Genomic DNA, 25,402 nt, shown 5'->3' with positions numbered 1-25,402 from the left:
TTACCAACATTTTCGTTTAAGCGCTATAGGCTGTATGGCTTGATTTAGAGCGGTTTTGTAGGACAATCAGACCAAATTCGCGGCTGTTGTAGGAACTTTCCAGATCTGACCTTAGCAGGCGACCTGATTCAGCGGCGAAACACAACTTTGCCAGGCGCAGGTGAAATCCCGCAGGCGCCCTTGAGGGTGAAATGTCTGGCGCCAGATCCGGGCCATGCCTAACAGGTCATCGGCGTCAGGAAGCGCGAGGTTCTGTTCCTCCACCAAAAGCCAGGCAATGGCGGTGGCGTAACGCAGATTGACGGTCAATTCCAGGTGCGGGCCGCTGAGAAAGGCGTGCTGGCTGGCCAGGCCCCGAACCAGGCTGGCTCGTTCCGGATCCAGAGCCAGGTAATGGTCCCAGAGCGCCCGGTGGCGGGGTTCGGGAATGCGGTACAGGCCGTGCCCGCGACGGTCATGCAGGGCTGATCCCAGGGCGGACTGGCTGGCGGCAATCCCCAGCAACAAGGATTCCGCCGTTGCACTGTGGCGCTCCAGGTACAGGAGCGTCGGGCGGATCACATATCGACACAGTTCGCTGGCAGCGATACCCATAAAACCCTCGAAACGTGAAAGGGGCAGAGCCTGAAATGGGTGTGGGCTTGGCAGCAGTGGTTCGGTTCAGGCTCCGCCGGAAGCGGATCATGCCGCTTGACTTGAAGTGTAGTGTCATATTCCCGCTGTAAAGGACTGTTTTTAAAACATCTTCGCCGAACGGTTATAACCGTTATATCCCCCGGTGCTTAAGCCGTTGCGCTTTATCGAGAAATTCTGGGCAATAAAAAACCCCGCTTTTGGGGCGGGGCCTTAGGGTTTCAGCCTTTGCGGCGTATCAGGCAACCAGTGCCTGACGGGTACGCTCGATCACGGCCTGCAGCGGTTCTGCGCTGGAGTACTGATCGGGGTACAGGCGTTCGCTGTGACGGGCGATGCCATGTTCGTTGACCAGCGTGAAGCTGAAGCAGCCTTTGCGAGCGGCCATGATCAGGCAGTTCATTGGGGCAAAAGCGTTGGTTAGGGTGCGGATGGCATCCTGTGTATGGATTTGAGTCGACATGTTATGGGTGTTCCTACAAATGACACGGTTAAGAACCGTGCAACGTTAAAACGTTCCAGTAACGTCGACCACCATTGGTCGAACGAAGAACCCGACTGGAACAAAGCAGCCAGTTTGAGCGCTATATAAAGTGCGCGCTTGGGCTGGCAGGTAGGTACTTAGGAGGGCAGGCAACACATCAAGGGCAAAGGTTCTGGGCCCGGGGTGAAGATCCTGATCAATTTTGCAGGCTGGTTCGGTCAGAGTAACGAGTCTGGCAACATCCTTTGCAATCGATCAAAGGCAGTGTTGACGCAAGAATTACCTGGAAACCATCGAGGGGGTCGGTCTCTTTTTGTCGGTGAGGCTTCTCTTGAAGAAGGCTGACCGTGGAGATGTATTCGACCCGGAATTGACTTTCAGCTTGGTACTAACGCCGCGGATAGTAACGGATCGAGTGGTCGAAGGGAAGGACGATGGGAAAAAAAGATCCTGCCTGGTCGCCGACTGATCGTTTGTTTGCCCATCGGTGATCGGCCATAGCACAGGAACCGATCAATGGTTTTGCGCTTAGCCGACGGACAACGGCCCGCACGTCGTCAGGTTATCCCCAGGTTTTACCGCGCAAATGAGTCAAAACGGCGCAACCATATAACCATTTCACGTGTTACTTGTGCACACTCGATGCGGTGGTTGTCACCGTATTGTCATGTGGAAACAATCTGGGGTGGGTGCCTGTATCCAAAATTTAAGTCAATGAAAAACATCGCTTTTTTTTACTGGTGAAAAAATCGTCAGTTTGAGCGCAGGCCCCGTTCCACAGGGCTTACGGCGACTTCAGGGGGGGTTGTCCACTGAGTTATCCACAGCTTCTGTGGATTGTCCCAAGCGCTTGCTCTAGCACGGGCGTGCCGGATTTTTTCGACTTTACCCGTGCGAAAAAAGGAGTAGAGTGGCGCGCCTTCCTGATCTGTCCCACAGTGCTTTATGAAGTTTCGCTCAGTATCAAATCCTGTTACCTCCACACCCGCCGGTGTTACCCCACCCAAACGCATTTCGATGCGCGTGGCCGAATGGCTGCTCGACAGCCCGCGCCTTGGGGAAAACACCAGTGTCAAACACTTGGCCGGCCGTTTACTCAAGCAACCAGCCCGGGAAGGCGTGGTAGCTGCGCAAAGTCGCCTCGGTCAGCTGATGTGCCGTGAGTGCGGGAACGCGCGCGATCGCCGTATCGGCCAGGATCTGCTGCGTCAGGCTGCCAGGGCCGGGGATCATCGTGCGCGCCAGGCGCTGGGTGAAATCGAAGACTGAGCTGGGCATCCCCTGGCCGCTTGGTTAACCTGCGGGCTTTATTTCATCGGCGGGAATTGTCATGGCTATGGATTTGACCAGCCTGTTGTTTGGCCTGGCGGGTGCTGCGGTGCCGTTGCTCGCCCTGGCCTGGCACCTGCAACGCCAGGCCAGCGCCGCGCAAACCGAACTCGCGTTAATGGAGGAGCGTCTGGCCACCGCCCACATGGCCCACGACGGTTTGAACGCCCAGCTCGATGCGTGCCGCGATGAAATCAGCGACCTGGGCCAGGCCAACGCCGCCCGGCAAGCCGAGCTTGCCGCCGCTTGTCGCGAAGTCGAGTTGTTGCAGATCGAACGCGACAATGCCCGAGACGCAGCCCACGCCTGGAACTTGGAGCGTGCCGGAAAAGAAGCGGAATTGCGGCGTCTTGATGCCCAGGCGGCTTCGTTGCATGCCGAACTGCGTGAGCAACAGGAAAGTCATCAGCAACGTCTGGACGACCTGCAAGGTTCGCGAGACGAGTTGCGGGCACAGTTCGCCGAGCTGGCAGGAAAGATCTTCGATGAGCGTGAGCAACGCTTCGCGGAAACCAGTCAGCAGCGGTTGGGGCAGTTGCTCGACCCGCTGAAGGAGCGCATCCAATCCTTTGAAAAACGTGTCGAGGAAAGCTATCAAGCCGAGGCGCGGGAACGCTTCTCCCTGGGCAAGGAGTTGGAACGGCTGCAACAGCTGAACCTGCGCCTGAGCGATGAAGCGACCAATCTGACCCGTGCCCTCAAAGGCCAGAAGACCCAGGGTAACTGGGGTGAGCTGATTCTGGAGCGGGTGCTTGAACACGCCGGCCTGGAGAAGGGCCGCGAGTATCAGACCCAGGTCAGCCTCAAGGGCCCGGACGGCGAACGGTTCCAGCCGGACGTGCTGATTTACCTGCCCGGCGACAAGCAGGTGGTGGTGGATTCCAAGGTCAGTCTTACGGCCTATCAACAATATGTGGCCGCCGAGGACGACAGCATCGGCCAACTCGCTCTCAAGCAGCACGTGGTGTCTTTGCGGGCCCACGTCAAAGGTCTGGCCGGCAAGGATTACAAGCGCCTGGATGGTTTGCACAGCCTGGATTTCGTGTTGTTGTTCGTACCGATCGAGGCCGCGTTTTCTGCCGCGCTGCAAGCCGAACCGAACCTGTTCCAGGAAGCCTTCGACCGCAACATCGTGATCGTCAGCCCGACGACGCTATTGGCGACGTTGCGGGTGATCGACAGCTTGTGGAAACAGGAGCGCCAGAGTCAGAACGCCCGGGAAATCGCCGAGCGGGCAGGGTGGCTGTACGACAAGTTCGTACTGTTCATTCAGGACCTGGACGAAATAGGCAGCCGTTTGCAGCAACTGGACAAAGCCTACAGTGCGGCGCGCAACAAACTCACAGAAGGGCGTGGCAATCTGATCAGCCGCAGCGAACAACTCAAATTGCTCGGCGCCCGAGCCAGCAAAAGCCTGCCAGCCGAACTGCTCGAACGGGCAATGACCGATGTCGATGGGCTGCCCGAACTGCCTGAAGAGACCGAAAAGCCTCAGGCTTGATGTAAAAACCTGGGCTTGATGCCAGGCAGTGTGTGCCTGACAGTGGGAAATCGATTCTCTACAACGGCAAATGCCGACTCAACAACGCCCTCAATGCGGCCGGTTTCACCGGTTTGGCCAAGTAGTCCAGACCCGCCGCATGCACCTGCGCCACCGTCTCGGGGCGGCCATCGGCGCTGATCACCACGCCTGGTATAGGTTCACCCATACGGCTGCGTAACCAGGCCATCAGCTCGGTTCCGGTTTCTCCATTGTCCAGGTGAAAATCCACCAGGGCCAGTTGCGGTCGGCCTCCCTCGCTGAGCAAACGCTCGCACTCCTGGCGGTTGCGCGCCGTCCACACCTGGCAGCCCCAGCGAGTGAGCAGGCTGTTCATGCCGATCAGAATGCTGTCTTCGTTATCGACACACAGCACCTGGGCGCCTTTTGGTAAATGACCGTTGAGTTCGGCTGCGGGCTTGGGCAAGGCAGTCTGCGCCTGGGCCAGCGGTACGCTGACGCTGAAGACACTGCCGCGCCCCGGCCAGGAACGCACCCGCAAGGTGTGACCCAGCACGCGGCACAGCCCGTCGGCGATCGCCAGGCCCAGGCCCAGGCCTTTTTCCGCACGAGTCTGATGGCTGTCGAGACGTTTGAACTCTTCGAAAATGACCTGCAGTTTGTCTTCGGCGATGCCCGGGCCGCGATCCCACACCTCCAGGCACAATTCGCCATTGCGACGGCGAACGCCCAGCAGTACCGGGCCTTTGGCATAGCGGAAGGCATTGGTGAGGAAGTTCTGCAACACACGACGTAGCAACTTGATGTCGCTGTCGACCCGTAGTCGTGAGCCCCGCACCCGGAATTTGAGGCCTTGTTCCTGGGCCAGTACCTTGAACTCGGCGCCCAGGGTATCGAACAGTTCGTTGAGGGCAAATGGATTGCGGTCAGGGTTGATCTTGCCGTTTTCCAGGCGGGAAATGTCCAGCAGATCGGTGATCAGGTCTTCGGCCGAGCGCAGCGAACTGTCCAGGTGGTGTACCAGTTGCCGGGCCTCGCTCGGCAAGGCGTCGTGCTGATGGGACAGCGCTGCGGAGAACAGGCGTGCGGCGTTGAGCGGCTGCATCAGGTCATGACTGACTGCTGCCAGGAAACGGGTCTTGGATTGGTAGGCCGACTCGGCGGTGCCTTTGGCTTCGGTCAGGGCCATGTTCAGTTGCGACAGTTCCCGGGTGCGTTCCGCCACCCGTTGTTCCAATCCTTCATTGGCTTCCGTCAGGGCCTGTTCGGCTTCGCGGAAAGCGGTGATGTCGGTAAAACTCATGACAAAACCGCCGCCGGGCATGGGGTTGCCGATCAGCTCGATCACCCGGCCATTGGGAAACAGCCGTTCAGAGGTGTGTGCACGGCCCTGGCGCATCCAGTGCAGGCGTCGAGCGACATGGACCTCTGCTTCGCCCGGGCCACAAAGGCCGCGCTCGGCGTTGTAGCGGATGATGTCGGCGATGGGCCGACCCACACTGATCAAACCGTCCGGATAGTTGAACAGCTCCAGGTATCGGCGGTTCCAGGCCACCAGCCTGAGGGACTGATCGACCACGCTGATGCCTTGGGTGATGTTTTCGATGGCACCTTGCAGCAGTGCACGGTTGAATTGCAGCACTTCCGAGGCTTCATCCGCGATTCGGACCACATCCTCCAACTGCATCTCCCGACCTTCAATCGCGGCTTTTACTACTGCGCGCGTCGACGAAGCCCCCAGCACACCCGCCAGGAGCCGTTCGGTGTGGGCGATCCATTCGCTGTCGGCATTCTGGTTCGGGTTGAAGCCTTTGCCCTGGCGGTAGGCAAAGCGAATGAAACTCTGGCGCGCCCGTTCTTCGCCAACGAAGCGCGCGGCCAGTTGCAACAGGTCATCTATGTGCACCGCCAGCATCGAGCGGGGGTTGGGGCGGGCGCTGATTTCCTGGCCGATGAAGCGTCCGGCCTGCCAGTGTTCCGACACGCGGGTGCGCGACAGCACGGAGATCCAGGCAAACAGGGTGAAGTTACCGGCCAGGGATAACACGACCCCTTGGGTCAGCGGTGAAATCGGCAGGTTCAAGGGGTTGCCATGCAGCCACGCAAGCCCCGGGAAACTGTTCAGCGACCAGCCCAGGCTGTGGGCCGCGATCGGCAACACCAAGGTGTAGAACCACAGGAAAATCCCCATGGCGAGGCCGGCGAACACCCCGCGACGGTTGGCCTGTTTCCAGTACAGCGCGCCGAGCATGGCAGGCGCCAGTTGGGTCACGGCGGCGAAGGCGATCTGGCCGATGGTCGCCAGGCTCGCCGTCGACCCCAGCAGGCGGTAGCTGACATAGGCCAGCAGCAGGATCACCACAATGCTCACCCGGCGAACCGACAGCATCCACTGGCGAAACACTTCAAAGGGCCGCTCGGCGTTGTTGCGGCGCAACAGCCAAGGCAGCAGCATGTCGTTGGACACCATGGTGGAGAGCGCGACACTCGCCACGATGACCATGCCGGTGGCCGCCGAGGCGCCGCCAATGAACGCAAGCACCGCCAGCGCCGGGTGGGCCTGGGCCAACGGCAGGCTGATGACGAATGAATCCGGCAGCACCGAGTCGGGCAGCATCATTTGCCCGGCGAGGGCGATGGGCACCACGAACAACGCCGCCAGGGCCAGGTAGGCGGGGAATACCCACTTGGCCAGGCGCAGGTCCTGGGGCTCGATGTTCTCGACCACGGTCACGTGAAACTGCCGCGGCAAGCAGATGATCGCCATCATCGCCACCCCGGTCTGCACCACCATGGACGGCCAGTTGATGGTTTCTTTCCAGTATTGCTCCAGCCGCGGCGCGAGCATCGCCTGGTTGAACAGATCGTCGAATCCGTCGTAGAGCCCGTACGTGACAAAGGCGCCAACGGCAAGGAAGGCGAACAGCTTGACCAGCGATTCAAAGGCAATGGCCAATACCATGCCTCGGTGGTGCTCGGTGGCGTCCAGGTTGCGGGTGCCGAACACGATGGTGAACAGCGCGAGGATCAGTGAAACGATCAGCGCCGTGTCCTGGGCGCGGGTGCCCGTGGTGTCGGCCCCGGCGCCGATGAGCAGGTTCACCCCGAGCACGATGCCCTTGAGCTGCAAGGCAATGTACGGCAACACACCCACCAGGCAAATCAGGGCAATCACAATCGCCAGGGACTGGGATTTGCCATAGCGGGCGGCGATGAAGTCAGCGATGGAGGTGATGTTTTCCTGCTTGCTGATCATCACCATTTTCTGCAAGACCCACGGGGCCAGCACCAGCAACAGGATCGGCCCGAGGTAAATCGGCAGGAATGACCAGAGTTGTTCGGCAGCCTGGCCCACCGCGCCAAAAAATGTCCAGCTGGTGCAATAGACCGCCAGCGACAGGCTGTAGACCCACGCCCGCACCCGAGGGGGCAACGGTGTGCTGCGCCGGTCGCCGTAGAAGGCGATGGCGAACAGGATGGCCATATAGGCCAGGGCAACAACGGCAATCAGCCCGCTGGACAACGACATGGAAGCTCCTGAACGAAAGACCCCGGGGGCAGTGCCCGGCAGAACAGTCTCGCATGCCCGCTCGGGTTCGTCAGTGTCGACCAAGGTCGAGGCGTGTCGAGGTATCGCCGGTTGCGCTCAGCAATGGGGCATGGGGTGTGCTGGTCGGCCTCATCGCGAGCAGGCTCGCTCCCACACTGGATCTTCGGCGAAGATGGATTTTGTATTCACAACTGCTCAAATGTGGGAGCGAGCCTGCTCGCGATGGCGGTATTACTGGGCCAACGCGATATCCACCAACCGATACAACTCCTCAACCGCCAACGGCGCGGTGGCAAAGAGGATGCGAAACACCGTCGGCGCGACCACCACATTGATCAGTCGCTCGACCCCGGGGTTTGGCTCGTCAGGATAGCGATCCAGGATGGTCTGCAACTGGCCGCTGATGATTCCCACGCAATAGCCCGGGGTGGCGCAGGCCTGAATGTCGCGCATCATGTTGCGACCGGGCTCGGAGCTCATTTCGTCCAGGTACTGTTCGGCCCAGGCGCGAAGATCCCCGCGCAGGCTGCCGGTGTCCAGCGGTGCGCAGTCCGGGCGCATGCGGGCAATCGCGACGTCGCCCAGCAATGCCGGCAGGTCGCCCCAGCGCCGGTAAATGGTGGACGGGGTTACGCCTGCGCGGGCCGCGATTTGCGGCACGGTCAGGGTGGCGCGGTCCTGCTCCTGGAGCAGGCTGCGAACCGCCGAATGAATCGACTCTTGTACCCGGGCGCTTCTGCCGCCGGGACGTAAACCTTCTTTAATAGCCATGGATCGGACCTTAACACAAAGAATTTGCTTTAAGCGCGCGTCGATAGCACACTCCGCAAAAGCAAAAAATTAGCTTTTGTGGATCGCCTTGTGGAGTGTGCCCATGTCCCGTCCAGCTTCGACCCGTGCCAGTCTGATATTCCTGGCGATCACCCTGCTCGGTTTCCTCGCAGCGTCCAGTGCGCCAACCCCGCTGTATCACCTCTACCAGGAACAAATGCAATTTTCCCCTGGGGTCCTGACGCTGATTTTCGGTGTCTACGCGTTCAGTCTGTTAGCGGCGTTGCTGACCGTGGGTTCGTTGTCGGATTATCTGGGACGCAAACCGGTGATTTTCGTAGCGCTGTTTGCTCAACATGCTGGCAATGCTGCTGTTTATCAACGCCGACAGTATCGCCTGGTTGATCGGTGCGCGGTTGATTCAGGGCTTCGCGACGGGCATGGCCACCAGTGTGCTTGGCGCTGCCTTGCTGGACTTCGATCGTCGGCAAGGTCCGCTGATCACCAGCGTCGCGCCCTTGCTGGGCATGGCTTGCGGAGCATTTGGTTGCGGGATGTTGGCCGAGTTCGCGCCGTTGCCCCTGCAACTGACGTACTGGATTCTGCTGGGATTGTTCCTGATCCAGGCCATTTACCTCTGGTTTCTGGCCCGAGAGCGTCAGCCCGCAGCCGGGTGCCTGGCGATCTTTGCGCCCCACCTTGCATGTGCCGATCCAGGCACGGCGCGCCTTGTGGCTGATACTGCCCTTGAACCTGGTGGCCTGGGCGGTGGGCGGCTTCTACTTATCACTGGCGCCGTCATTGGTGCGGGCCGCAACCGGCACCACCTCCAACCTGATTGGCGGCGCGCTGGTGGCGGTGCTGACGCTCACCGGAGCGTTGAGTATCTACACGCTGCGCAACCAGATGGCCGACAAAATGCTGCGCCTGGCCGCCAGCCTGTTGATGGTCGGTCTGGTGCTGGTATTGCTCGCAGTGCACGCTGCTAGCTTGCCGTTGTTCTTCGTCGGCACGCTGGTCACTGGCAGCGGTTTCGGCGCGGGCTTTCTGGGAGCATTGCGCAGCATCATGCCGTTGGCCTTGCCCCATGAACGGGCCGGGTTGATGTCAGCGTTTTATGTCCTCAGCTATCTGGCTTTCAGCCTGCCGTCGCTGCTGGCGGGAAGCCTGACCCGGGTCTTTGGGCTGATCCCGACCACCGATGGCTATGGCGCGGTGTTGATTGTGCTGTCGACCGTCGCCTTGCTCGGGCTGTCGCGTCAGGCGCGGCCAGCGCCTGGTTTGGGTTAACCTTGGCGCCTGTGTGTTTCCTTTGGGGCGATCTGGGTTGAACATCATCCGCAGCAAATCCTTCACCGGCGACCGCGCCTGGGCGGCGTTGGATATCGCCGACATGAACGGCATTACCACGCGCCTGCACTGGACCGATCAGCCCTACAAATGGCACATCAATGAAGGTCAGGAAGTCTTCGTGGTGCTCGATGGGCAAGTGCAGATGTGCTATCGGGAAGACGGTATCGAAAAAGATACCTTGCTGAGTGCGGGGGATATTTTCTATGCATCGGTGGGCACCGAACATCTGGCCAAGCCATTGGGAGAGGCGAGAATTCTGGTGATCGAGACCAAGGGCAGTATCTGATCAATATTTGCATAATCGATAATATATAGAGAAATTACCCGTTATATAGATATTCGATTTGAATCTAGCATGGCTCTATCTCGTCCCAGAGCAGGAGTTCGCCATGCCATGCTGTGCTGCGCCCAACCGTTTGCGCCCACTCAGTCATTTGCCCAGGCCATTGGAAGCCATTCGCCAGTTCACACCTAACTGGTTTGCTGTCGTCATGGGCACCGGCGTATTGGCCCTGGCCCTGGCGCAATGGCCGGGGGATGTCCCAGGCCTGCGCGTCCTGGCCGAAGGGGTATGGTTGTTCAATGTCCTGTTGTTCATGTTGTTCACCGGGCTGTACACCGCTCGTTGGGTGTTGTTCTTCGACGAGGCCCGGCGGATTTTCGGTCATTCAACGGTTTCGATGTTTTTCGGCACCATTCCCATGGGGCTGGCAACCCTCATCAATGGTTTGTTGGTATTCGGTTTACCGCGTTGGGGCGAGGGCGTAGTGCTGTTGGCTGAAACGTTGTGGTGGATCGACGTGGCGATGGCCCTGGCCTGCGGCGTGCTGATTCCGTTTTTGATGTTCACCCGTCAGGAACACCGGATCGACCAGATGACCGCCGTGTGGCTATTGCCCGTGGTGGCCGCTGAAGTCGCCGCCGCCAGTGGTGGGTTGTTGGCACCGCATTTGGCAGACGCTCATTCGCAACTGGTGATGTTGGTCACCAGCTATATCCTCTGGGCATTTTCCCTACCCGTAGCGTTCAGCATCCTGACGATTCTGCTGCTGCGCATGGCCCTGCACAAACTACCCCACGAAAACATGGCCGCCTCGAGCTGGCTGGCCCTCGGCCCGATCGGGACCGGTGCTCTGGGTATGTTGTTGCTGGGAGGCGATGCGCCGCTGATTTTTGCCGCCAATGACTTGCCGGGCTTAGGTGAGGTCGCCGCCGGCTTGGGGGTGGTGGCCGGTATCACCCTGTGGGGCTTCGGGTTCTGGTGGATGCTGATGGCGCTGCTGATCACCGCACGCTATTTGCGCACTGGCATCCCGTTCAACCTCGGGTGGTGGGGCTTTACCTTCCCCTTGGGCGTGTATGCGCTGGCAACGCTGAAGCTGGCGAGCTTGCTGAGCCTGGGTTTTTTTACTGTGTTCGGTTGTGTACTGGTGGCGATGCTGGCGGTGATGTGGCTGATCGTCGGCCGCCGCACGGTGCTCGGCGCCTGGCACGGTGAGCTGTTCGTGTCGCCATGCATTGCGGGGCTGGCGAAATAATCGTTAAAGACAGGTAATGTGTGGCCTGGATCGAAAAACCTCATTCCAATAAGCGACCACGCCACTCAGGAACATGGAAGATGAGTCACCCCTCGCAGTTCACCTTGCTCCGCACGCGGCGTTTCCTGCCGTTTTTCATCACACAGTCCCTTGGCGCGTTCAACGACAACGTGTTCAAGCAGTCGTTGATCCTGGCGATTCTCTATCGGCTGACCATCGAGGGCGACCGCTCGATCTGGGTCAATCTGTGTGCGCTGCTGTTTATCTTGCCGTTCTTCTTGTTCTCGGCACTGGCAGGGCAGTTCGGGGAAAAATTCGCCAAGGATGCGTTGATTCGTCTGATCAAGTTCGGCGAAATCGCCATCATGGCGATCGGCGCGGTGGGTTTCCTGTTCGATCACTTGTGGTTGATGCTGGCGGCGCTGTTCGCCATGGGTACCCAGTCGGCGCTGTTCGGGCCGGTGAAATATTCGATCCTGCCGCAAGCGCTGCGCGAGGACGAACTGGTCGGCGGCAATGGCCTGGTGGAGATGGGCACATTCCTGGCGATCCTCTTGGGCACTATCGGCGCTGGGATCATGATGTCCTCGGCGCATTACGCGCCGGTGGTGGCAACGTCGATTGTCGTTATCGCCGTAGCCGGTTACCTGGCGAGTCGCGGCATTCCGCGGGCGGCGGCAGCTTCACCGCAGATGCGCCTGAACTGGAACATTTTCAGCCAGTCCTGGGCCACGCTTAAACTGGGCCTGGGACAAACCCCTGCGGTGTCCCGCTCCATTGTCGGCAACTCGTGGTTCTGGTTTGTCGGGGCGATTTATCTGACACAGATCCCGGCCTACGCCAAGGACTGGATGCACGGTGATGAAACCGTGGTGACCTTGATCCTGACGGTGTTCTCGGTGGGGATCGCCGTGGGTTCGATGCTGTGCGAGAAGCTGTCCGGGCGTAAAGTCGAGATCGGCCTGGTTCCCTTCGGCTCGTTCGGCCTGACCGTATTCGGGCTGCTGTTGTGGTGGCATTCCGGCGGAATTCCTGGCAGCGCCGAGGGCTACGGCTGGCTCGAAGTGCTCGGTTTCGGCCACGCCTGGCTGGTGCTGATCGACATCCTCGGGCTCGGTGTCTTTGGTGGTTTCTACATCGTGCCGCTGTACGCACTGATCCAGTCGCGCACCGCCGAGAATGAGCGGGCGCGGGTCATCGCCGCCAACAACATTCTCAACGCGCTGTTCATGGTGGTCTCGGCGATTGTCTCCATTGTCCTGCTGGGCTTGCTGGAACTGTCGATTCCCCAGCTGTTCCTGGTGGTGTCACTGCTGAACATTGGCGTGAACACCTACATCTTCAAAATCGTCCCTGAGTTCAGCATGCGTTTCATGATCTGGCTGCTGAGCCATTCCATGTACCGCGTGGAACATCGCAACCTGGATGCGATTCCCGATGAAGGCGCCGCACTGCTGGTCTGCAATCACGTGTCCTTCGTTGACGCGTTGCTGATCGGTGGCGCGGTGCGTCGGCCGATTCGCTTCGTGATGTACTACAAGATCTACAACCTGCCAGTGCTCAATTTCATCTTTCGCACCGCCGGGACGATTCCGATTGCCGGGCGCCAGGAAGACATTCATATCTACGAAAGCGCCTTTACGCGCATCGCTCAATACCTGCAGAACGGCGAGTTGGTGTGTATCTTCCCCGAAGGAAAATTGACGGCCGATGGTGAGATCAATGAGTTCAAGGGCGGACTGACGCGCATTCTTCAGGAAACACCTGTGCCGGTGATTCCCCTGGCGTTGCAGGGATTGTGGGGCAGTTTCTTCAGTCGTGACCCGAACAAGGGGCTGTTTCGCCGGTTGTGGTCGCGGGTGACGTTAGTGGCGGGGCCGGCGGTCGCCGTTGAGGTGGCGGAACCGGCGAAGTTGCAGGCGTTGGTGGGGGAGTTGCGCGGGGCTGTCAGATAACGAGAGACGCCTTGTGAAAGTAGGTATGTGAGAGCAAAGCTTGCTCGCGATAGCGTCGTTGAGACCGCCTCGCGGGCAAGCCTTGCTCCCACAGGTCCAGCCCTACAAGCCTCTGTGTCTACAGATATTGTTCCTGCAGGTGAGTTCAGGCGCTGGCCTTAAGTCCGATCAACCCGGCAACGATCAACGCCACACTGGCTAGCCGAACCAGCGCCATGGATTCACCAAACAGAATGATTCCGGCAATCACCGTGCCCACGGCACCGACACCGGTCCAGATGGCATAGGCCGTGCCCAGGGGCAACTCCTTCATCGCAAGGCCCAGCAGGCCAAGGCTGATAGCCATGGCCGCAACGGTCAATACGGTAGGGAGCGGGCGGCTGAAACCGTCGGTGTACTTCAGGCCGACAGCCCAACCGACTTCGAACAGGCCGGCAAAAAACAGAATGATCCAGGACATCACACACCTCCATCGATGGATGGGGTCGTCCCCGGATTTAGGTCGATCGAGTGGCGGGGTCGTCCCCGCGATGGGCATATAGATTGCCCATTATTGACCACTCGATCAAGTCTGTCTTTCAGTCCGCCGCTTGGCGGGCGAGCAGTTCACGGTCCTGCTTTTCGCTCATACGGCGGAAATACGTCGAGAGCAGCGCCCCGGAAATATTGTGCCAGACGCTGAACAGCGCGCTGGGCACCGCCGCCAGCGGCGAGAAATGCGCACTGGCCAGGGCTGCGCCCAGACCGGAGTTTTGCATGCCCACCTCCAGAGACAAGGTCTTGCGCTGGGCCAGTGGCAACCCGAACAGGCGAGCGGTGAAGTAACCCAACAGGTAACCGAAGCTGTTATGCAGCATAACGATCGCCATGATCAGCAGGCCGGACTCGGCGATCTTCGCCTGACTGGCCGCCACTACCGCAGCAACAATGATCACGATGCTCACTACCGAGATCAGCGGCAGCACTTCCACCGCGTGACGCACCCGCGCTCCCAGCAGGCGTTGAGCAACGATGCCCAGCACGATAGGCAGCAGTACGATCTGCAGGATCGACCAGAAAAGCGCCGAGAACGACACCGGCAACCAGGCGGAAGCCAGCAGCCAGATCAGCGCCGGGGTCAGCAAAGGCGCGAGCAGGGTGGTGATGGCCGAAAGCGACACGGCCAAAGCCAGGTCGCCGCGGGCCAACCAGGTCATGACATTGGAGGAGGTGCCGCTCGGACAGCAACCCACCAGAATCACCCCGACGGCAATCTCCGGTGGCAGGCTGAATACTTGGCAGAGCAGCCACGCCACGCCGGGCATGATGACAAATTGTGCAATCACCCCCAGGACCACCCGCCCTGGATGACGGCCCACTTCGGCAAAGTCCTCCAGCTTGAGCGCCAGGCCCATGCCGAACATCACCAGCCCCAGCAAGGGGACGATGGCGACTTTCAGGTCGACGAACCATTGCGGTAGCAAGAATGCCAGCACGGCAAAAAACAGCACCCAGTAAGCGAAGGTATTGCCGACAAAACGACTCAATGCAGCCAGTGCGCGCATGACCTGATCCTTATTATTAAGTAGCACCACAAAAACACTGTGGGAGCGAGCCTGCTCGCGATAGCGGAGTATCAGGCAACCTGTCGGTAACTGTCACTCTGCCATCGCGAGCAGGCTCGCTCCCACAAGGGTAATCATTGGGCTGTCAGATCCCCTGAGGCATCTCTTCACCACCCAACGCTTCTACCAGCGCCGGCAGGAACTCGCCAAACGTCAACATCATCAGCGTGAAGCTGGCGTCCAGTTGGCCGAGGGCCTCGTCGCCGCCGTCCTGTTCCGCCTGATCCTGCAGCAAGTCTTCGAATTTCAGGCGCTTGACCACCATTTTGTCGTCGAGCACGAAAGACAGCTTGTCCTGCCAGGCCAGCGACAGTTGGGTCACCACCTTGCCGGTGTTCAAGTGCAACTGGATTTCGTCGCTGGTCAGGTCCTGACGCTTGCAACGCACAATGCCGCCATCTTCGTGTGTGTCGCGCAGCTCGCATTCATCCAGCACGAAGAAATCGTCGGCGGCTTTCTGAGTCTTGACCCAGTCGGTCATGATGGCGGTGGGTGCGGTTTTCACGGTCAGTGGGCGCACCGGCAGCGAGCCGAGGACTTCGCGCAGGGTGGAGAGCAGGTCCTCGGCGCGTTTCGGGCTGGCGGAGTTGACCAGGATCAGACCCTGTTTCGGTGCGATGGCAGCGAAGGTGGACGAGCGACGAATGAACGCGCGAGGCAGAAACGCCTGGATGATTTCATCCTTGAGCTGGTCCCGTTCCTTTTTATAGACCTTGCGCATTTGTTCGGCTTCGATCTCTTCGACCTTTTCTTTCAGGGCATCGCGTACGACGCTGCCTGGCAGGATGCGTTCTTCCTTGCGCGCGGCGATCAGCAGGAAATCCTGGCTGATGTGCACCAGAGGTGCGTCTTCGCCTTTACCGAACGGCGCGACGAAACCGTAAGTGGTCAACTCCTGGCTTGCACATGGACGCGCCAGTTTGCTGGCCAGTGCAGTTTCCAACGCCTCGGCATCAAAAGGCAGATCTTGGGTCAGGCGATAGATAAGCAGGTTTTTGAACCACATGGGGTGAGTCTCTCCTTTATACAAAGGGGGGCATTATTCTCTTCGCGGCGCCATAGGCCAACCCTTCGCTAAGCCTTTGGAAGGCCTGAAAAAATTAAATTAAAAAGTGCTTGCCAGCTTTGAGGACGCTCCGTAGAATGCGCGCCACACCGAAAGCGAAGGGTGATTAGCTCAGCTGGGAGAGCGTCTGCCTTACAAGCAGAATGTCGGCGGTTCGATCCCGTCATCACCCACCATTCGCTCCAAAGTGTTACGCGCAGCGGTAGTTCAGTCGGTTAGAATACCGGCCTGTCACGCCGGGGGTCGCGGGTTCGAGTCCCGTCCGCTGCGCCATATTCGGTAATCTGGAACACTGAACGCCAGATCACCACAGAAAGCCCGCTAACGCGGGCTTTTTGCTGTTTGCAGTTCCTGCGGTGCACGTTAATCACATTTTTTGCTGAATAGTTAATTAAATCAGCACGTTACGAAAATTTGTGAGAGAATGCGCCCCGCATCGAAAGTGAAGGGTGATTAGCTCAGCTGGGAGAGCGTCTGCCTTACAAGCAGAATGTCGGCGGTTCGATCCCGTCATCACCCACCAAGCTTTCAATGTTACGCGCAGCGGTAGTTCAGTCGGTTAGAATACCGGCCTGTCACGCCGGGGGTCGCGGGTTCGAGTCCCGTCCGCTGCGCCATATTCGCTTCCACTTAGGCCCACTGAACGCCTGGAAGCTACCGAATAAGCGGCCTTTGGCCGCTTTTTTCGTTTATGGCGTTTCATCGCAATCCATCAGCAGCCCAGCAAACGGCACGGCCGTGATATAGCAGGTGCTGCCCCTCGGCGGATATGAGCATCAAATGGGTATGTGGGTCGTCGACAAGACCTGGCGCAACCCCATGAACGAGCGGATCTGCCGAACACCGGGCAGGTAAAGCAACTGTTCGGCATGCAGTCGATTGAAGCTGTGGCTGTCCTTGGTTCGCAGCAACATGAAATAGTCGAATTCTCCCGTCACCACATGGCATTCCATACAGCCGGATACCTTTTGTGCGGCCGCCTCGAAATCTGCAAAGGATTGCGGTGTGGAGCGGTCCAGTACCACGCCGATCAACACCACCATTCCCGCGTCCAGCGCCTCACTGTCCAGCAATGCGACGATGCCCTTGATCAGGCCGGCCTGCTTGAGCCGTTCGACGCGCCTGAGGCAAGCCGGCGCGCTCAGTTTCACCTTCTCTGCAAGCGCCACATTGGAGATGGAGGCATCGCGCTGCAGGGTCTTGAGAATCGCTCGGTCGGTTCGATCAAGCGGTTGCGGCGCCGCAGCTGTTTCTTCAGGCTTCTTGTGATTATTTGTTGCGCTCATCTCTCTTCCCGAACAACTAAAGTATGTTCTGTAATTGTTTGCGTAAATAATAGTTCTTTAAGTACCTTAAACTTGCAACACATATTTTTCATATTCTTCTTAATATTGAACTCATCGAAGCCCCCCTGAAATAGCCTGGAAGGCAGCCTTTGTCTTTCGGCCTGGTGCTTGGATATTCAATACACAAGGAGCAGAGTCATGAACCTGAATCGTTTCGAACGTTATCCGCTGACCTTTGGTCCCTCTCCCATCACCCCCTTGAAGCGTCTCAGCGAACATTTGGGCGGCAAGGTGCAGTTGTATGCCAAGCGTGAAGACTGCAACAGTGGCCTGGCTTTCGGCGGGAACAAAACCCGCAAGCTTGAATACCTGATTCCCGAAGCGCTTGAGCAAGGCTGCGATACCCTGGTTTCCATCGGCGGAATCCAGTCGAACCAGACCCGCCAGGTAGCCGCCGTCGCTGCTCACCTGGGCATGAAGTGCGTACTGGTGCAGGAAAACTGGGTGAACTACTCCGATGCGGTGTATGACCGGGTAGGCAATATCGAGATGTCCCGGATCATGGGCGCAGAGGTACGTCTGGACGCCGCCGGGTTTGACATCGGCATTCGTCCCAGCTGGGAGAAGGCCATGAGCGACGTGGTCGAGCGAGGTGGCAAGCCATTCCCGATCCCGGCGGGGTGTTCCGAGCATCCCTACGGCGGCCTCGGGTTCGTGGGTTTCGCCGAAGAGGTACGGCAGCAGGAAAAAGAACTGGGCTTCAAGTTTGATTACATTGTGGTCTGTTCGGTGACCGGTAGTACCCAGGCCGGCATGGTGGTCGGTTTCGCTGCCGACGGCCGCTCGAAGAACGTCATCGGTATCGACGCCTCGGCCAAACCGGAGCAGACCAAGGCACAGATTCTGCGCATTGCCCGGCACACCGCTGAGCTGGTGGAGCTGGGTCGGGAGATCACTGAAGAGGACGTGGTCCTCGATACGCGCTTCGCCTACCCGGAATATGGCTTGCCCAACGACGGCACGCTGGAAGCTATCCGACTGTGCGCGAGCCTTGAGGGCGTACTGACAGACCCGGTGTATGAAGGTAAATCCATGCACGGTATGATTGATATGGTGCGTCGTGGTGAGTTCCCTGAAGGCTCGAAAGTGCTTTATGCGCATTTGGGCGGGGTTCCCGCTCTGAACGCCTATAGCTTCCTGTTCCGCAACGGATGATTGCGCTTCAAGTCCGTAAAGCGTTGACGCTAGCGGTGAGTAAGCTGTGGCGGGGAGCAATCTCCCTTGCCACAGGTTCAATGTCGCACTTGCTGAGCAGCGCGGGACCCGGCTCCATCAGGCGCTATAGCGCTCTTGCAAGACACTTTTTGCCAGGTCCCTGGCCACCGACAAGATCTCCTCCACCTGCTTATCCATCGCGGCATCGGTTAACTCGACTTTACCCAGTTTAACGAAGCGCAATGTGTGGCCGCAGACAGATCCCAGCCAAGTCAGGCTGGGCAATGGGCTGACTTCGACATCAAGCAGGTAGCAGCCTTTCGATACTGAGCGCAGCAACTGGCTGGCATGACACAGGCTGGATGGATTCGATTCCGATGCCTCAGACCCGGCTCTGAGCCAGTCGAGCATGAACTCATGCGACTGCTTGACGACCAGATAGGCCACCTGGTCCCAGTCCTTGATCGCCAGCTGCAACGTGTCGATGAAGTATTCGGGCAGTTCGGCACTGGTGACAATAACGACACCCACATCCGTTAATGGCGCTTTTATCCAGACTGCGGATTGCGAAATCGTATGCATGAAAGTACTCCCGGTGATGGGTAGAGGCTAATTGCCTCAACGGTTCTCGCCGACGGCCAGAATGGTTGCCACCAAGGCCTGGGCGCGTGGAACCAGCGTGTCCAGTTCCAGGTATTCACGATCGGTGTGGACTTTGCCACCCACCGGCCCCAGACCACACAGGGTTGGAATGCCCAAGCTGGCGGTGAACCCGGAATCGGCGCAGCCGCCGGTGAATTCGCCCTCGACACTGAAGCCTAGCGCCAGTGCTTGTTGTTGATAGATGTGCAGCAGTTGCTCGCTGTGCCGTGCTTCCATCGGCAGGAAGGTCGTCGCTTCCTTGAGGATGGCGCTCGTGCCGGGCAGTTCCTCTTCAGCGACGATGCCTTGGATGGCGGCGAATATCTGCTCCCAGTGTTGCGACTCGATAAACCGTACATCCAGCTTGGCCGAGGCGTTGGGCGCGACAGTGTTGCTGGAGGTGCCGCCGGCGATCAGCCCGATATTGGTGGTGATGCCTGCGGGGTAATCGGTCAGGGCATGCAGTTTGACGATCTTTCGGGCCAGCGCCTCGATGGCGCTGGCCCCGTCGGCATGGTTGACGCCGGAGTGCGCAGCGCGGCCGCTGACTTCGATGACCAGTGTGGCCCCGCCTTTACGGGCGCTGACCACATTGCCGCTGGCCCGTCCCGGCTCGGTATTGAGTACGGCGCGGGCTGATTTGGCGGCGCTTTCGATATGGCTGCGGGCGCTGCCAGAGCCGATTTCTTCGTCACCGGTATAGAGCACCTGCACCGGGCAGGGCAAAGGACCGACGCGCTTGAGTGCCTTGAGGGCGAAGCAGTTGAGCACCAACCCACCTTTCATGTCGGCTACGCCGGGGCCGTAGGCGAGGTCGCCATCGCGGCTGAAGCCACGGGTGGTGGTCGTGCCCTTGGGGAATACCGTGTCGCGATGGCCCAGCAACAGCACCGGCTTGCCAGCCTCGCCGGGTACTTGGGCAAGCAGTACGTCGCCAAAACCTTCGACCGGCATACGCTTGAGCTCGATACCGTCGGCCTCCAGTTCCGCTGCGAGCAATGCGCCCACGGCATCGACCCCCGCCTTGTCATAGCTGTTGGAATCGGTATCGACCAGACGCTGCAACAACGACTCCATGGCGGGGCGCTGGCCGGCGAGCCAGTCCAGCGCCTGTTGGTGGGTCTCGCTCATTGCGCACGCTCCCGTGCCCGATGTTCCTCGCTCAGACGTGCCGCATCGTTGCCCAGGTCCCAGAACAGCCCGGCCATGATCTGCAGACTTTCTTTGACCACCGGTGCCAGCAAGTGCTCGTTGGGCGCATGTTGTGAACAGGCCGGGTACGAATGCGGCACCCACAAGGTCGGCAGGCCGAGCACGTCGGCAAACACGTCGTTGGGCAAGGAGCCGCCAAGGTTGGGCAGCAGCGCCGGTTTCTTTCCGGTGGTTTGCGTCAACGAGTCGAGCGCCCAGTTGACCCATGGGCTTTGCGGGTCCAGCCGGGTGGCGTGCATGACATCGATGCGGCTTTGCTTGACCTCGACATTGTTGAAACCATGGGCATCCAGGTGAGCGCGCACGGCGGGGATAAAGGTCGTGTAATCGCTGTTTACCACAAAGCGGATATGGCAGTGAGCGTTGGCCTTGCCGGGGATTGCATGCACCGGGGCGTCTGGATTGCCAGTCTTGAAGGCAATGACATCGAGGGTGTTCCAGCCAAAGACTTTCTCGCTCAGCGACAGATCCGGGTGGCCCCAGTTGGCGTCGATTTGCGGATCATCCGGCCCGCCACCGACTTCGATGTCGGCCAGCGCCTGTCGCACCGAATCCGGCAGTGCGCTGGGCTGCAAGCCCTCGACTTTTACCCGGCCATGTTCGTCGATCATGCTGGCGATGGCGTTGGCCAGGATGATGCCGGGATTGGCCAGCAGCCCGCCCCAATTACCGGAGTGGTGTGCGCCTTCGCGCAGATTGACCGCCAGCTCGAAGTTGAACACCCCGCGTGAGCCTAGAAAAATGGTAGGCCGTGTTGCGGCCAGACGCGGGCCGTCCGAGGCGATGAAGATATCCGCCGCCAGCTCCTTGCGGTGGGCGGCACAGAACGCATTGAGGCCGGGGGAACCTTCTTCTTCGCCCATTTCCAGCAGCAGTTTGACGTTGAAGCCGAGCTTGCCTTCGCGGGCCTTGAGGGTCTGCTCCAGCGCGGTGATGTTGATCAGGTGCTGGCCTTTGTTATCGGCGGTGCCGCGCCCGTACCAGCGATCACCTTCGACGGTGACTTGCCACGGTGACAAGCCTTCACGCCATTGTGCCGCATAGCCGCGCACCACATCACCATGACCATAGCTGAGTACGGTGGGCAGCTGCGGGTGTTCAATGCGCGTGGCGATCATGAATGGTCCGCGTTCCGCTACCGGGTTGTCGTAGATTTTTACGCTGAAACCCAGCGCCTCGACATGCGGAGTGATGAACTCGTTGAGGTAGCGATACAACTCAGGTTGGCTGTCTTGCGCCTGGCTTTCGGTGGGCAGGGCGACACTACGTTCGAGCAGGTTGAAAAAAGCACCGTTGTCGAACTGTTCGAGGGTGTTGCTGATGGCCTGGGAACGACTCATGAGTGGACAAGCTCCAGTGTTTGGGTGGGACTGTCGTGCAGGTGGCAACGTACGTTGCCGCCGATAATTGGATCGTTGGCCGGATAGGCCGTTTTGCAACGGTCCATGCAGTTCGGGCAGCGCGGGTGAAAGGTGCAGCCGGTTGGCGGGGACATCGGGTTGGGGAAGGCGCCGTGCAGGCCGATGTCTGGAATGCCCAAGCGCGGATCGGGGGTCAGCACCGAATCGAGCAATGCGCGGGTATACGGATGGCCGGGTTCGGCGAACAGCGACTGGCGGGTGCGTTCTTCGACAATACGCCCCAGATACATCACGGCCACCCGGTCGGCGAGGTGCTCGATAACCGCCAGGTTGTGGCTGATCAGCAAATAGGTCAGGCCGAATTCGCGCTTGAGGTCTTGCAACAGATTGAGGATCTGCGCCTGCACTGACACGTCCAGCGCCGAAGTCGGCTCGTCGCAGATCAACACATCAGGACGCATGACCAGCGCCCTGGCAATCGCCACGCGCTGGCGCTGGCCGCCGGATAACTGGGCTGGATAGCTATCGATCACGCGCTTGGGAAGGCCGACTACATCCAGCATTTGTTCGGTTTTCTTGCGGCGCTCGGTGGCCGTGCCGATGTCGTGGACGATCAACGGCAGGGTGATGATTTCGCGCAGGGTCTTGCGGGGGTTCAGCGATGAATACGGATCCTGGAAGATCGGCTGGATACGCCGGGACATCTCCTTGCGATCTGTCGCTGCCAGATGTTTGCCATTGACCAGCACGTCGCCTTGAGTGGGCTGTAGCAGGCCGAGCAGGATCTTGGCCAGGGTGCTTTTGCCGCAACCGGACTCACCCACCAGACCGAGGGTTTCACCGCGCATCAGGCGCAGTGATACGCCATCAACCGCTTTCAGTGTGGCGGCAGGTTTGAAAAAGCCTTTGCTGATACGGAACTCGCGACGGATATCGCACAGCTCCAGAGCGATGTCTTTTTTCATGAGCGGGCACTCTCTTTAACCAGCATCGGTTTCAGGCCGGAAGCCGCCAGCAGGCAGCGCGCCATATGTCCGTCCTGGTGCACTTCGGGCACATCCCGGGCACACGCCTGGACGGTGTGCGCGCAACGATTGCGAAAGGCACACCCGTGTTGTTCACCCACCAGGCTCGGCACCAGACCGGGAATCGAACCCAGCGCTTCGCCCGGTTTGGTCCGCCCTGGAATCGGGATGCTGGCCAGCAGGCCACGGGTGTACGGATGCCGCGGGTTCTCGAAGAGTTGTCGGGCGGGAGCGCTTTCGACGATTTCCCCGGCATACATCACGGCAACCCGGTCGGCGATGCGGGCCACCAGGCCAAGGTCGTGGGTGATAAAGATCACCGCCAGCCCCAGTTCTTTCTGTATATCGCGGATCAGGCGCAGGATTTGCGCCTGAATGGTCACGTCCAGTGCGGTGGTCGGCTCGTCAGCGATGATCAGGTCGGGCTCGCACATCAACGCCATGGCGATAATCACCCGCTGGCGCAACCCCCCGGAGAGTTGATGCGGGTACTGACGCAGACGCTCGCCGGCATTGCTGATGCCGACCTTTTCCAGCATTTGCGCGGCGCGGGCCAGCGCATCCTTGCGCGACACCTTGCGGTGTCGGGTCAGCACTTCACTGAGCTGGTCGCCAATGCTGTAGGCCGGGTTCAGCGCGGTCATGGGCTCCTGGAAGATCATCGCCAGGCGGTTGCCGCGCAGGTCGCACATGCTTCGCTCGCTCTGGCCGAGCAGGTCGATGCCGTCCAGTGTCAGTCGGCTGGCGGTGCGCTTGGCCTTGCGGGGCAGCAGGTCCATGAGTGCCAGCGAGGTCAGGGATTTGCCGCAGCCGGACTCTCCGACAATGCACAGCATCTCGCCGCGCTCGACCTGAAAATCCAGGCCGCGCACCGCATGCAGCATGTCATCCGCTGTCGGGTTATGGCCCATGGGAATGTCCACCCGCAGGTTTTCAACATGGAGTAGTGCCATGTCCGGTACTCCTCTATCAGTCTCAGTTGCGGCCATCGGGCAGGATCAGATCGCGCAGGCCGTCGCCGACCAGATTGATGCCCAGCACCAGAATCATCAGGGCGATGCCTGGGATGGCGATGACCCACGGGGAAAAGAACATGTAGGGTTTGCCCTCTGCGATCATCAGTCCCCAGGACGGCGTCGGCGGTTGTACGCCCACCCCGAGGAACGACAGCGCTGACTCCAGCAGGATCGCGTGGGCCATTTCCAGGGTCGCGACCACGATCAGCGCGCCAACCAGATTGGGCAGGATTTCACTGACCAGAATGCGCAGGGTCGAACAGCCCAGGGCTTGTGCCGAGGCAACATATTCGGCATCGCGAATTTGTTGCACCGAGGCCCGAACCACCACGGCGAAGCGGTCCCAGAGCAGGCAACCGAGCAGAATGATCACCACCTTCAGCGAGCCGCCCATCAACGAGGCAGAGGCCAGGGCCACCATGACCACAGGCAGCGCCAGCCGAGTGGTGATCAGGTAGCTGATAAACGCATCCACCTTGCCACCGTAGTAACCGGCCAGCAGACCCATGACGGTGCCGATGACGCCGGAAATCAGCGCCGCCGCAACGCCGATAAACAGTGAAATACGGGCGCCGTAGAGCAACCGTGAGAGGTAATCGCGGCCCAGCTTGTCGGTGCCCAAGACATATTCCCAAGTGCCGTTAGCCATCCAGACCGGAGGCTTCATGCGCAACATCACGTCTTGCGCATAAGGGTCATAAGGCGCCAGCCATGGCGCGAACAGCGCACCAGCAAAAATGATCAGCAGCAACGCACTGCCGATGGCGAAGCCGCGGTGGCGAAAGCTTTTGCCAAGCACCCGGCTCAGGCTACTTGGTGGGGGCAGGTAGTCGTTGATCGCGAGGGTAACGGGGGTACTCATGAAGGGCTCCTAGCGCACGCGAATGCGCGGGTCGAGCAGTGCGTTGAGCACATCGGCCAGCAAGGTGAGGATGATGTAGATCACCGCAATCAACAGGACCACGGCCTGGACTACCGGGAAGTCGTCACGGGCGATGGCGTCCCAGGCGAGTTGTCCGATGCCTTGCAGGGAAAACACGGTTTCGATCACCACCGAACCGCCGAGCATGAAGCCGAACTCCACCGCTGCCAGTGCGACGACCGGAATCAATGCATTGCGCAATGCATGCTTGAACAACACCTGCGCAGGGCGCAGCCCCTTGGCGCGAGCGGTGCGGATGTAATCGCAACTGAGCACATCCAGCATGCCTGCGCGGGTCAGGCGCATGATGGCCGGCGTTGCGTAGTACCCCAAGGCAATGGCCGGCATGACGAAATGCAGCATGCTTGAGTTGCCGGAGACTGGCAGCCACTTGAGCGTCACCGCAAACACTACGATCAACATCAGCGCAAACCAGAAGCTGGGCATTGCCTGGCCCAGTACCGCGATGCTCAAGGCCAGTCGATCAACCCAGGTGTCGCGTTTGATCGCGGCCAGTACGCCCAGGGGAATCGCCACCAGCAAGGCGATTCCCAGCGCCATGGCACCTAATCCGAGAGTAATCGGCAAACGGCTGGCGACGAGGTTATAGACCGACTCCTGAAAGAAAAAGGAGTTGCCCAGGTCCAGCCGCAGCAAACCGCCCAGCCAGTTGACGTACTGGGTGGGAAGCGGTTTGTTCAAGCCGTATTGCACACGGATCTGTTCGATCTGTTCGCTGGTGGCTTCCGGCCCGCCAATGGCCGTGGCCAGGTCGCCGGACAGATGCAACAGAGAGAAGCTGATCACCGACACGGTAATGGCGACGCAAAAAGCGATGCCCAGACGGCGTAGAAGGAACCCAAGCATGGCAAGTTTCCTCATGTTCAATGGATGACAGGTGGAGGACGTGGCCGTGGGGGGCTGGCCCACGCGCCACGG

The 25,402-nt window shown here is 59.7% G+C and carries 21 protein-coding genes, 4 tRNA genes and 1 pseudogene; 11 read left to right on the top strand and 15 right to left on the bottom strand.

The annotated features are described in order from the left end of the window. Nucleotides 1-111: 111 nt before the first annotated feature. Both PSH91_RS19845 and PSH91_RS19840 read right to left on the bottom strand, forming a co-directional pair. Nucleotides 112-594, bottom strand: a complete 483-nt coding sequence (locus PSH91_RS19845; RefSeq protein ID WP_173406659.1) for a hypothetical protein — start codon at nucleotides 592-594, stop codon at nucleotides 112-114. A gap of 277 nt (nucleotides 595-871) precedes the next feature. Further along, a complete protein-coding gene (locus PSH91_RS19840) occupies nucleotides 872-1,096 on the bottom strand; it encodes a hypothetical protein (protein ID WP_007898912.1) in 225 nt (74 codons plus the stop codon). 966 nt (nucleotides 1,097-2,062) lie between these two features. Here PSH91_RS19840 and PSH91_RS19835 point away from each other — a divergent pair. Both PSH91_RS19835 and rmuC read left to right on the top strand, forming a co-directional pair. Further along, nucleotides 2,063-2,386: a hypothetical protein gene (locus PSH91_RS19835; protein ID WP_076383767.1), complete on the top strand. Its 324-nt coding sequence runs from the start codon at nucleotides 2,063-2,065 to the stop codon at nucleotides 2,384-2,386. A 178-nt stretch (nucleotides 2,387-2,564) separates the two neighbouring features. Then, nucleotides 2,565-3,947: a DNA recombination protein RmuC gene (rmuC, locus tag PSH91_RS19830; protein ID WP_196304611.1), complete on the top strand. Its 1,383-nt coding sequence runs from the start codon at nucleotides 2,565-2,567 to the stop codon at nucleotides 3,945-3,947. A gap of 58 nt (nucleotides 3,948-4,005) precedes the next feature. On the opposite strand, the gene PSH91_RS19825 is transcribed toward rmuC, so the two are convergent. Together PSH91_RS19825 and PSH91_RS19820 are read right to left on the bottom strand one after the other, a co-directional pair. Then, nucleotides 4,006-7,476, bottom strand: coding sequence for a PAS domain-containing hybrid sensor histidine kinase/response regulator (locus tag PSH91_RS19825; RefSeq protein WP_047228702.1), 3,471 nt, complete (start codon nucleotides 7,474-7,476; stop codon nucleotides 4,006-4,008). A gap of 252 nt (nucleotides 7,477-7,728) precedes the next feature. After that, nucleotides 7,729-8,268 carry a TetR/AcrR family transcriptional regulator gene (locus PSH91_RS19820; RefSeq protein WP_076383769.1) on the bottom strand — a complete coding sequence of 180 codons (540 nt, stop codon included), beginning with the start codon at nucleotides 8,266-8,268 and terminating at the stop codon, nucleotides 7,729-7,731. Between the two features lie 103 nt (nucleotides 8,269-8,371). Here PSH91_RS19820 and PSH91_RS19815 point away from each other — a divergent pair. The 4 genes and pseudogenes from PSH91_RS19815 to PSH91_RS19800 all read left to right on the top strand — a co-directional run bounded on the left by PSH91_RS19815 (nucleotide 8,372) and on the right by PSH91_RS19800 (nucleotide 13,114). Next, nucleotides 8,372-9,558, top strand: a pseudogene (locus PSH91_RS19815) (MFS transporter). Between the two features lie 37 nt (nucleotides 9,559-9,595). Then, nucleotides 9,596-9,907, top strand: coding sequence for a cupin domain-containing protein (locus PSH91_RS19810; RefSeq protein ID WP_076383771.1), 312 nt, complete (start codon nucleotides 9,596-9,598; stop codon nucleotides 9,905-9,907). A 103-nt stretch (nucleotides 9,908-10,010) separates the two neighbouring features. Further along, nucleotides 10,011-11,159 (top strand): TDT family transporter, encoded by a 1,149-nt coding sequence (locus PSH91_RS19805; protein WP_305466553.1) that lies wholly within the window; start codon nucleotides 10,011-10,013, stop codon nucleotides 11,157-11,159. Nucleotides 11,160-11,239: 80 nt separating this feature from the next. Beyond that, nucleotides 11,240-13,114: an MFS transporter gene (locus tag PSH91_RS19800; RefSeq protein WP_160894119.1), complete on the top strand. Its 1,875-nt coding sequence runs from the start codon at nucleotides 11,240-11,242 to the stop codon at nucleotides 13,112-13,114. 145 nt (nucleotides 13,115-13,259) lie between these two features. Here PSH91_RS19800 and sugE read toward each other — a convergent pair whose 3' ends face one another. From sugE to rdgC, 3 genes are all read right to left on the bottom strand, one after another. Next, the gene (gene sugE, locus PSH91_RS19795; RefSeq protein ID WP_047228696.1) at nucleotides 13,260-13,574 is read right to left on the bottom strand and encodes a quaternary ammonium compound efflux SMR transporter SugE; all 315 of its coding nucleotides are present in this window, start codon (nucleotides 13,572-13,574) and stop codon (nucleotides 13,260-13,262) included. A gap of 118 nt (nucleotides 13,575-13,692) precedes the next feature. Continuing rightward, nucleotides 13,693-14,658 carry a bile acid:sodium symporter family protein gene (locus PSH91_RS19790; RefSeq protein ID WP_274091112.1) on the bottom strand — a complete coding sequence of 322 codons (966 nt, stop codon included), beginning with the start codon at nucleotides 14,656-14,658 and terminating at the stop codon, nucleotides 13,693-13,695. A 145-nt stretch (nucleotides 14,659-14,803) separates the two neighbouring features. Next, a complete protein-coding gene (rdgC, locus tag PSH91_RS19785; RefSeq protein ID WP_047228694.1) occupies nucleotides 14,804-15,724 on the bottom strand; it encodes a recombination-associated protein RdgC in 921 nt (306 codons plus the stop codon). A 160-nt stretch (nucleotides 15,725-15,884) separates the two neighbouring features. On the opposite strand from rdgC, the gene PSH91_RS19780 reads away from it, so the two are divergent. From PSH91_RS19780 to PSH91_RS19765, 4 genes are all read left to right on the top strand, one after another. Then, nucleotides 15,885-15,960, top strand: a tRNA-Val gene (locus PSH91_RS19780). A gap of 20 nt (nucleotides 15,961-15,980) precedes the next feature. Next, nucleotides 15,981-16,057 (top strand) — tRNA-Asp (locus tag PSH91_RS19775). A 174-nt stretch (nucleotides 16,058-16,231) separates the two neighbouring features. Continuing rightward, nucleotides 16,232-16,307: transfer RNA gene (locus tag PSH91_RS19770), tRNA-Val, on the top strand. A 17-nt stretch (nucleotides 16,308-16,324) separates the two neighbouring features. Beyond that, nucleotides 16,325-16,401 (top strand) — tRNA-Asp (locus PSH91_RS19765). A gap of 159 nt (nucleotides 16,402-16,560) precedes the next feature. On the opposite strand, the gene PSH91_RS19760 is transcribed toward PSH91_RS19765, so the two are convergent. Then, complete coding sequence (locus PSH91_RS19760; RefSeq protein ID WP_047230462.1) at nucleotides 16,561-17,070, bottom strand: Lrp/AsnC family transcriptional regulator; 510 nt, start codon at nucleotides 17,068-17,070, stop codon at nucleotides 16,561-16,563. Between the two features lie 198 nt (nucleotides 17,071-17,268). Here PSH91_RS19760 and PSH91_RS19755 point away from each other — a divergent pair, with 198 nt between their 5' ends. After that, the gene (locus tag PSH91_RS19755) at nucleotides 17,269-18,285 is read left to right on the top strand and encodes a 1-aminocyclopropane-1-carboxylate deaminase (protein ID WP_047230463.1); all 1,017 of its coding nucleotides are present in this window, start codon (nucleotides 17,269-17,271) and stop codon (nucleotides 18,283-18,285) included. A 117-nt stretch (nucleotides 18,286-18,402) separates the two neighbouring features. On the opposite strand, the gene PSH91_RS19750 is transcribed toward PSH91_RS19755, so the two are convergent. Genes PSH91_RS19750 through PSH91_RS19720 form a run of 7 tightly spaced genes read right to left on the bottom strand, consistent with a single transcriptional unit; the run spans nucleotide 18,403 to nucleotide 25,330 of the window. Then, nucleotides 18,403-18,867, bottom strand: coding sequence for a hypothetical protein (locus PSH91_RS19750; RefSeq protein ID WP_047230464.1), 465 nt, complete (start codon nucleotides 18,865-18,867; stop codon nucleotides 18,403-18,405). A gap of 36 nt (nucleotides 18,868-18,903) precedes the next feature. Next, complete coding sequence (locus PSH91_RS19745) at nucleotides 18,904-20,058, bottom strand: M20 family metallopeptidase (RefSeq protein WP_047230465.1); 1,155 nt, start codon at nucleotides 20,056-20,058, stop codon at nucleotides 18,904-18,906. Further along, on the bottom strand, nucleotides 20,055-21,479 hold the full coding sequence (locus PSH91_RS19740; protein ID WP_047230466.1) for a M20 family metallopeptidase: 1,425 nt from the start codon (nucleotides 21,477-21,479) through the stop codon (nucleotides 20,055-20,057). The genes PSH91_RS19745 and PSH91_RS19740 overlap by 4 nt, the downstream gene beginning before the upstream one ends. Continuing rightward, nucleotides 21,476-22,465, bottom strand: coding sequence for an ABC transporter ATP-binding protein (locus tag PSH91_RS19735; protein WP_076383777.1), 990 nt, complete (start codon nucleotides 22,463-22,465; stop codon nucleotides 21,476-21,478). The genes PSH91_RS19740 and PSH91_RS19735 overlap by 4 nt, the downstream gene beginning before the upstream one ends. After that, nucleotides 22,462-23,478 carry an ABC transporter ATP-binding protein gene (locus PSH91_RS19730; RefSeq protein ID WP_107321749.1) on the bottom strand — a complete coding sequence of 339 codons (1,017 nt, stop codon included), beginning with the start codon at nucleotides 23,476-23,478 and terminating at the stop codon, nucleotides 22,462-22,464. The genes PSH91_RS19735 and PSH91_RS19730 overlap by 4 nt, the downstream gene beginning before the upstream one ends. A 22-nt stretch (nucleotides 23,479-23,500) precedes the next feature. Continuing rightward, a complete protein-coding gene (locus tag PSH91_RS19725) occupies nucleotides 23,501-24,403 on the bottom strand; it encodes an ABC transporter permease (protein ID WP_047230469.1) in 903 nt (300 codons plus the stop codon). A 9-nt stretch (nucleotides 24,404-24,412) separates the two neighbouring features. Continuing rightward, nucleotides 24,413-25,330 (bottom strand): ABC transporter permease, encoded by a 918-nt coding sequence (locus PSH91_RS19720; RefSeq protein WP_047230470.1) that lies wholly within the window; start codon nucleotides 25,328-25,330, stop codon nucleotides 24,413-24,415. Nucleotides 25,331-25,402: the final 72 nt, after the last annotated feature.

The organism is Pseudomonas sp. FP1154 (genome assembly GCF_030687245.1).
Classification (GTDB): domain Bacteria; phylum Pseudomonadota; class Gammaproteobacteria; order Pseudomonadales; family Pseudomonadaceae; genus Aquipseudomonas; species Aquipseudomonas rhizophila.
The sequence above is the reverse complement of the archived record's forward strand: the minus strand, read 5'-3'. Positions and strand labels throughout refer to the sequence as shown.

Excerpts from the sequence above, each read along its gene's own strand:
- PSH91_RS19845 (WP_173406659.1), bottom strand. The coding sequence starts at position 594 with ATGGGTATCGCTGCCAGCGAACTGTGTCGATATGTGATCCGCCCGACG.
- PSH91_RS19840 (WP_007898912.1), bottom strand. The coding sequence starts at position 1,096 with ATGTCGACTCAAATCCATACACAGGATGCCATCCGCACCCTAACCAAC.
- PSH91_RS19835 (WP_076383767.1), top strand. The coding sequence starts at position 2,063 with ATGAAGTTTCGCTCAGTATCAAATCCTGTTACCTCCACACCCGCCGGT.
- rmuC (WP_196304611.1), top strand. The coding sequence starts at position 2,565 with ATGGAGGAGCGTCTGGCCACCGCCCACATGGCCCACGACGGTTTGAAC.
- PSH91_RS19825 (WP_047228702.1), bottom strand. The coding sequence starts at position 7,476 with ATGTCGTTGTCCAGCGGGCTGATTGCCGTTGTTGCCCTGGCCTATATG.
- PSH91_RS19820 (WP_076383769.1), bottom strand. The coding sequence starts at position 8,268 with ATGGCTATTAAAGAAGGTTTACGTCCCGGCGGCAGAAGCGCCCGGGTA.
- PSH91_RS19805 (WP_305466553.1), top strand. The coding sequence starts at position 10,011 with ATGCCATGCTGTGCTGCGCCCAACCGTTTGCGCCCACTCAGTCATTTG.
- PSH91_RS19800 (WP_160894119.1), top strand. The coding sequence starts at position 11,240 with ATGAGTCACCCCTCGCAGTTCACCTTGCTCCGCACGCGGCGTTTCCTG.
- sugE (WP_047228696.1), bottom strand. The coding sequence starts at position 13,574 with ATGTCCTGGATCATTCTGTTTTTTGCCGGCCTGTTCGAAGTCGGTTGG.
- PSH91_RS19790 (WP_274091112.1), bottom strand. The coding sequence starts at position 14,658 with ATGCGCGCACTGGCTGCATTGAGTCGTTTTGTCGGCAATACCTTCGCT.
- rdgC (WP_047228694.1), bottom strand. The coding sequence starts at position 15,724 with ATGTGGTTCAAAAACCTGCTTATCTATCGCCTGACCCAAGATCTGCCT.
- PSH91_RS19760 (WP_047230462.1), bottom strand. The coding sequence starts at position 17,070 with ATGAGCGCAACAAATAATCACAAGAAGCCTGAAGAAACAGCTGCGGCG.
- PSH91_RS19755 (WP_047230463.1), top strand. The coding sequence starts at position 17,269 with ATGAACCTGAATCGTTTCGAACGTTATCCGCTGACCTTTGGTCCCTCT.
- PSH91_RS19750 (WP_047230464.1), bottom strand. The coding sequence starts at position 18,867 with ATGCATACGATTTCGCAATCCGCAGTCTGGATAAAAGCGCCATTAACG.
- PSH91_RS19745 (WP_047230465.1), bottom strand. The coding sequence starts at position 20,058 with ATGAGCGAGACCCACCAACAGGCGCTGGACTGGCTCGCCGGCCAGCGC.
- PSH91_RS19740 (WP_047230466.1), bottom strand. The coding sequence starts at position 21,479 with ATGAGTCGTTCCCAGGCCATCAGCAACACCCTCGAACAGTTCGACAAC.
- PSH91_RS19735 (WP_076383777.1), bottom strand. The coding sequence starts at position 22,465 with ATGAAAAAAGACATCGCTCTGGAGCTGTGCGATATCCGTCGCGAGTTC.
- PSH91_RS19730 (WP_107321749.1), bottom strand. The coding sequence starts at position 23,478 with ATGGCACTACTCCATGTTGAAAACCTGCGGGTGGACATTCCCATGGGC.
- PSH91_RS19725 (WP_047230469.1), bottom strand. The coding sequence starts at position 24,403 with ATGAGTACCCCCGTTACCCTCGCGATCAACGACTACCTGCCCCCACCA.
- PSH91_RS19720 (WP_047230470.1), bottom strand. The coding sequence starts at position 25,330 with ATGCTTGGGTTCCTTCTACGCCGTCTGGGCATCGCTTTTTGCGTCGCC.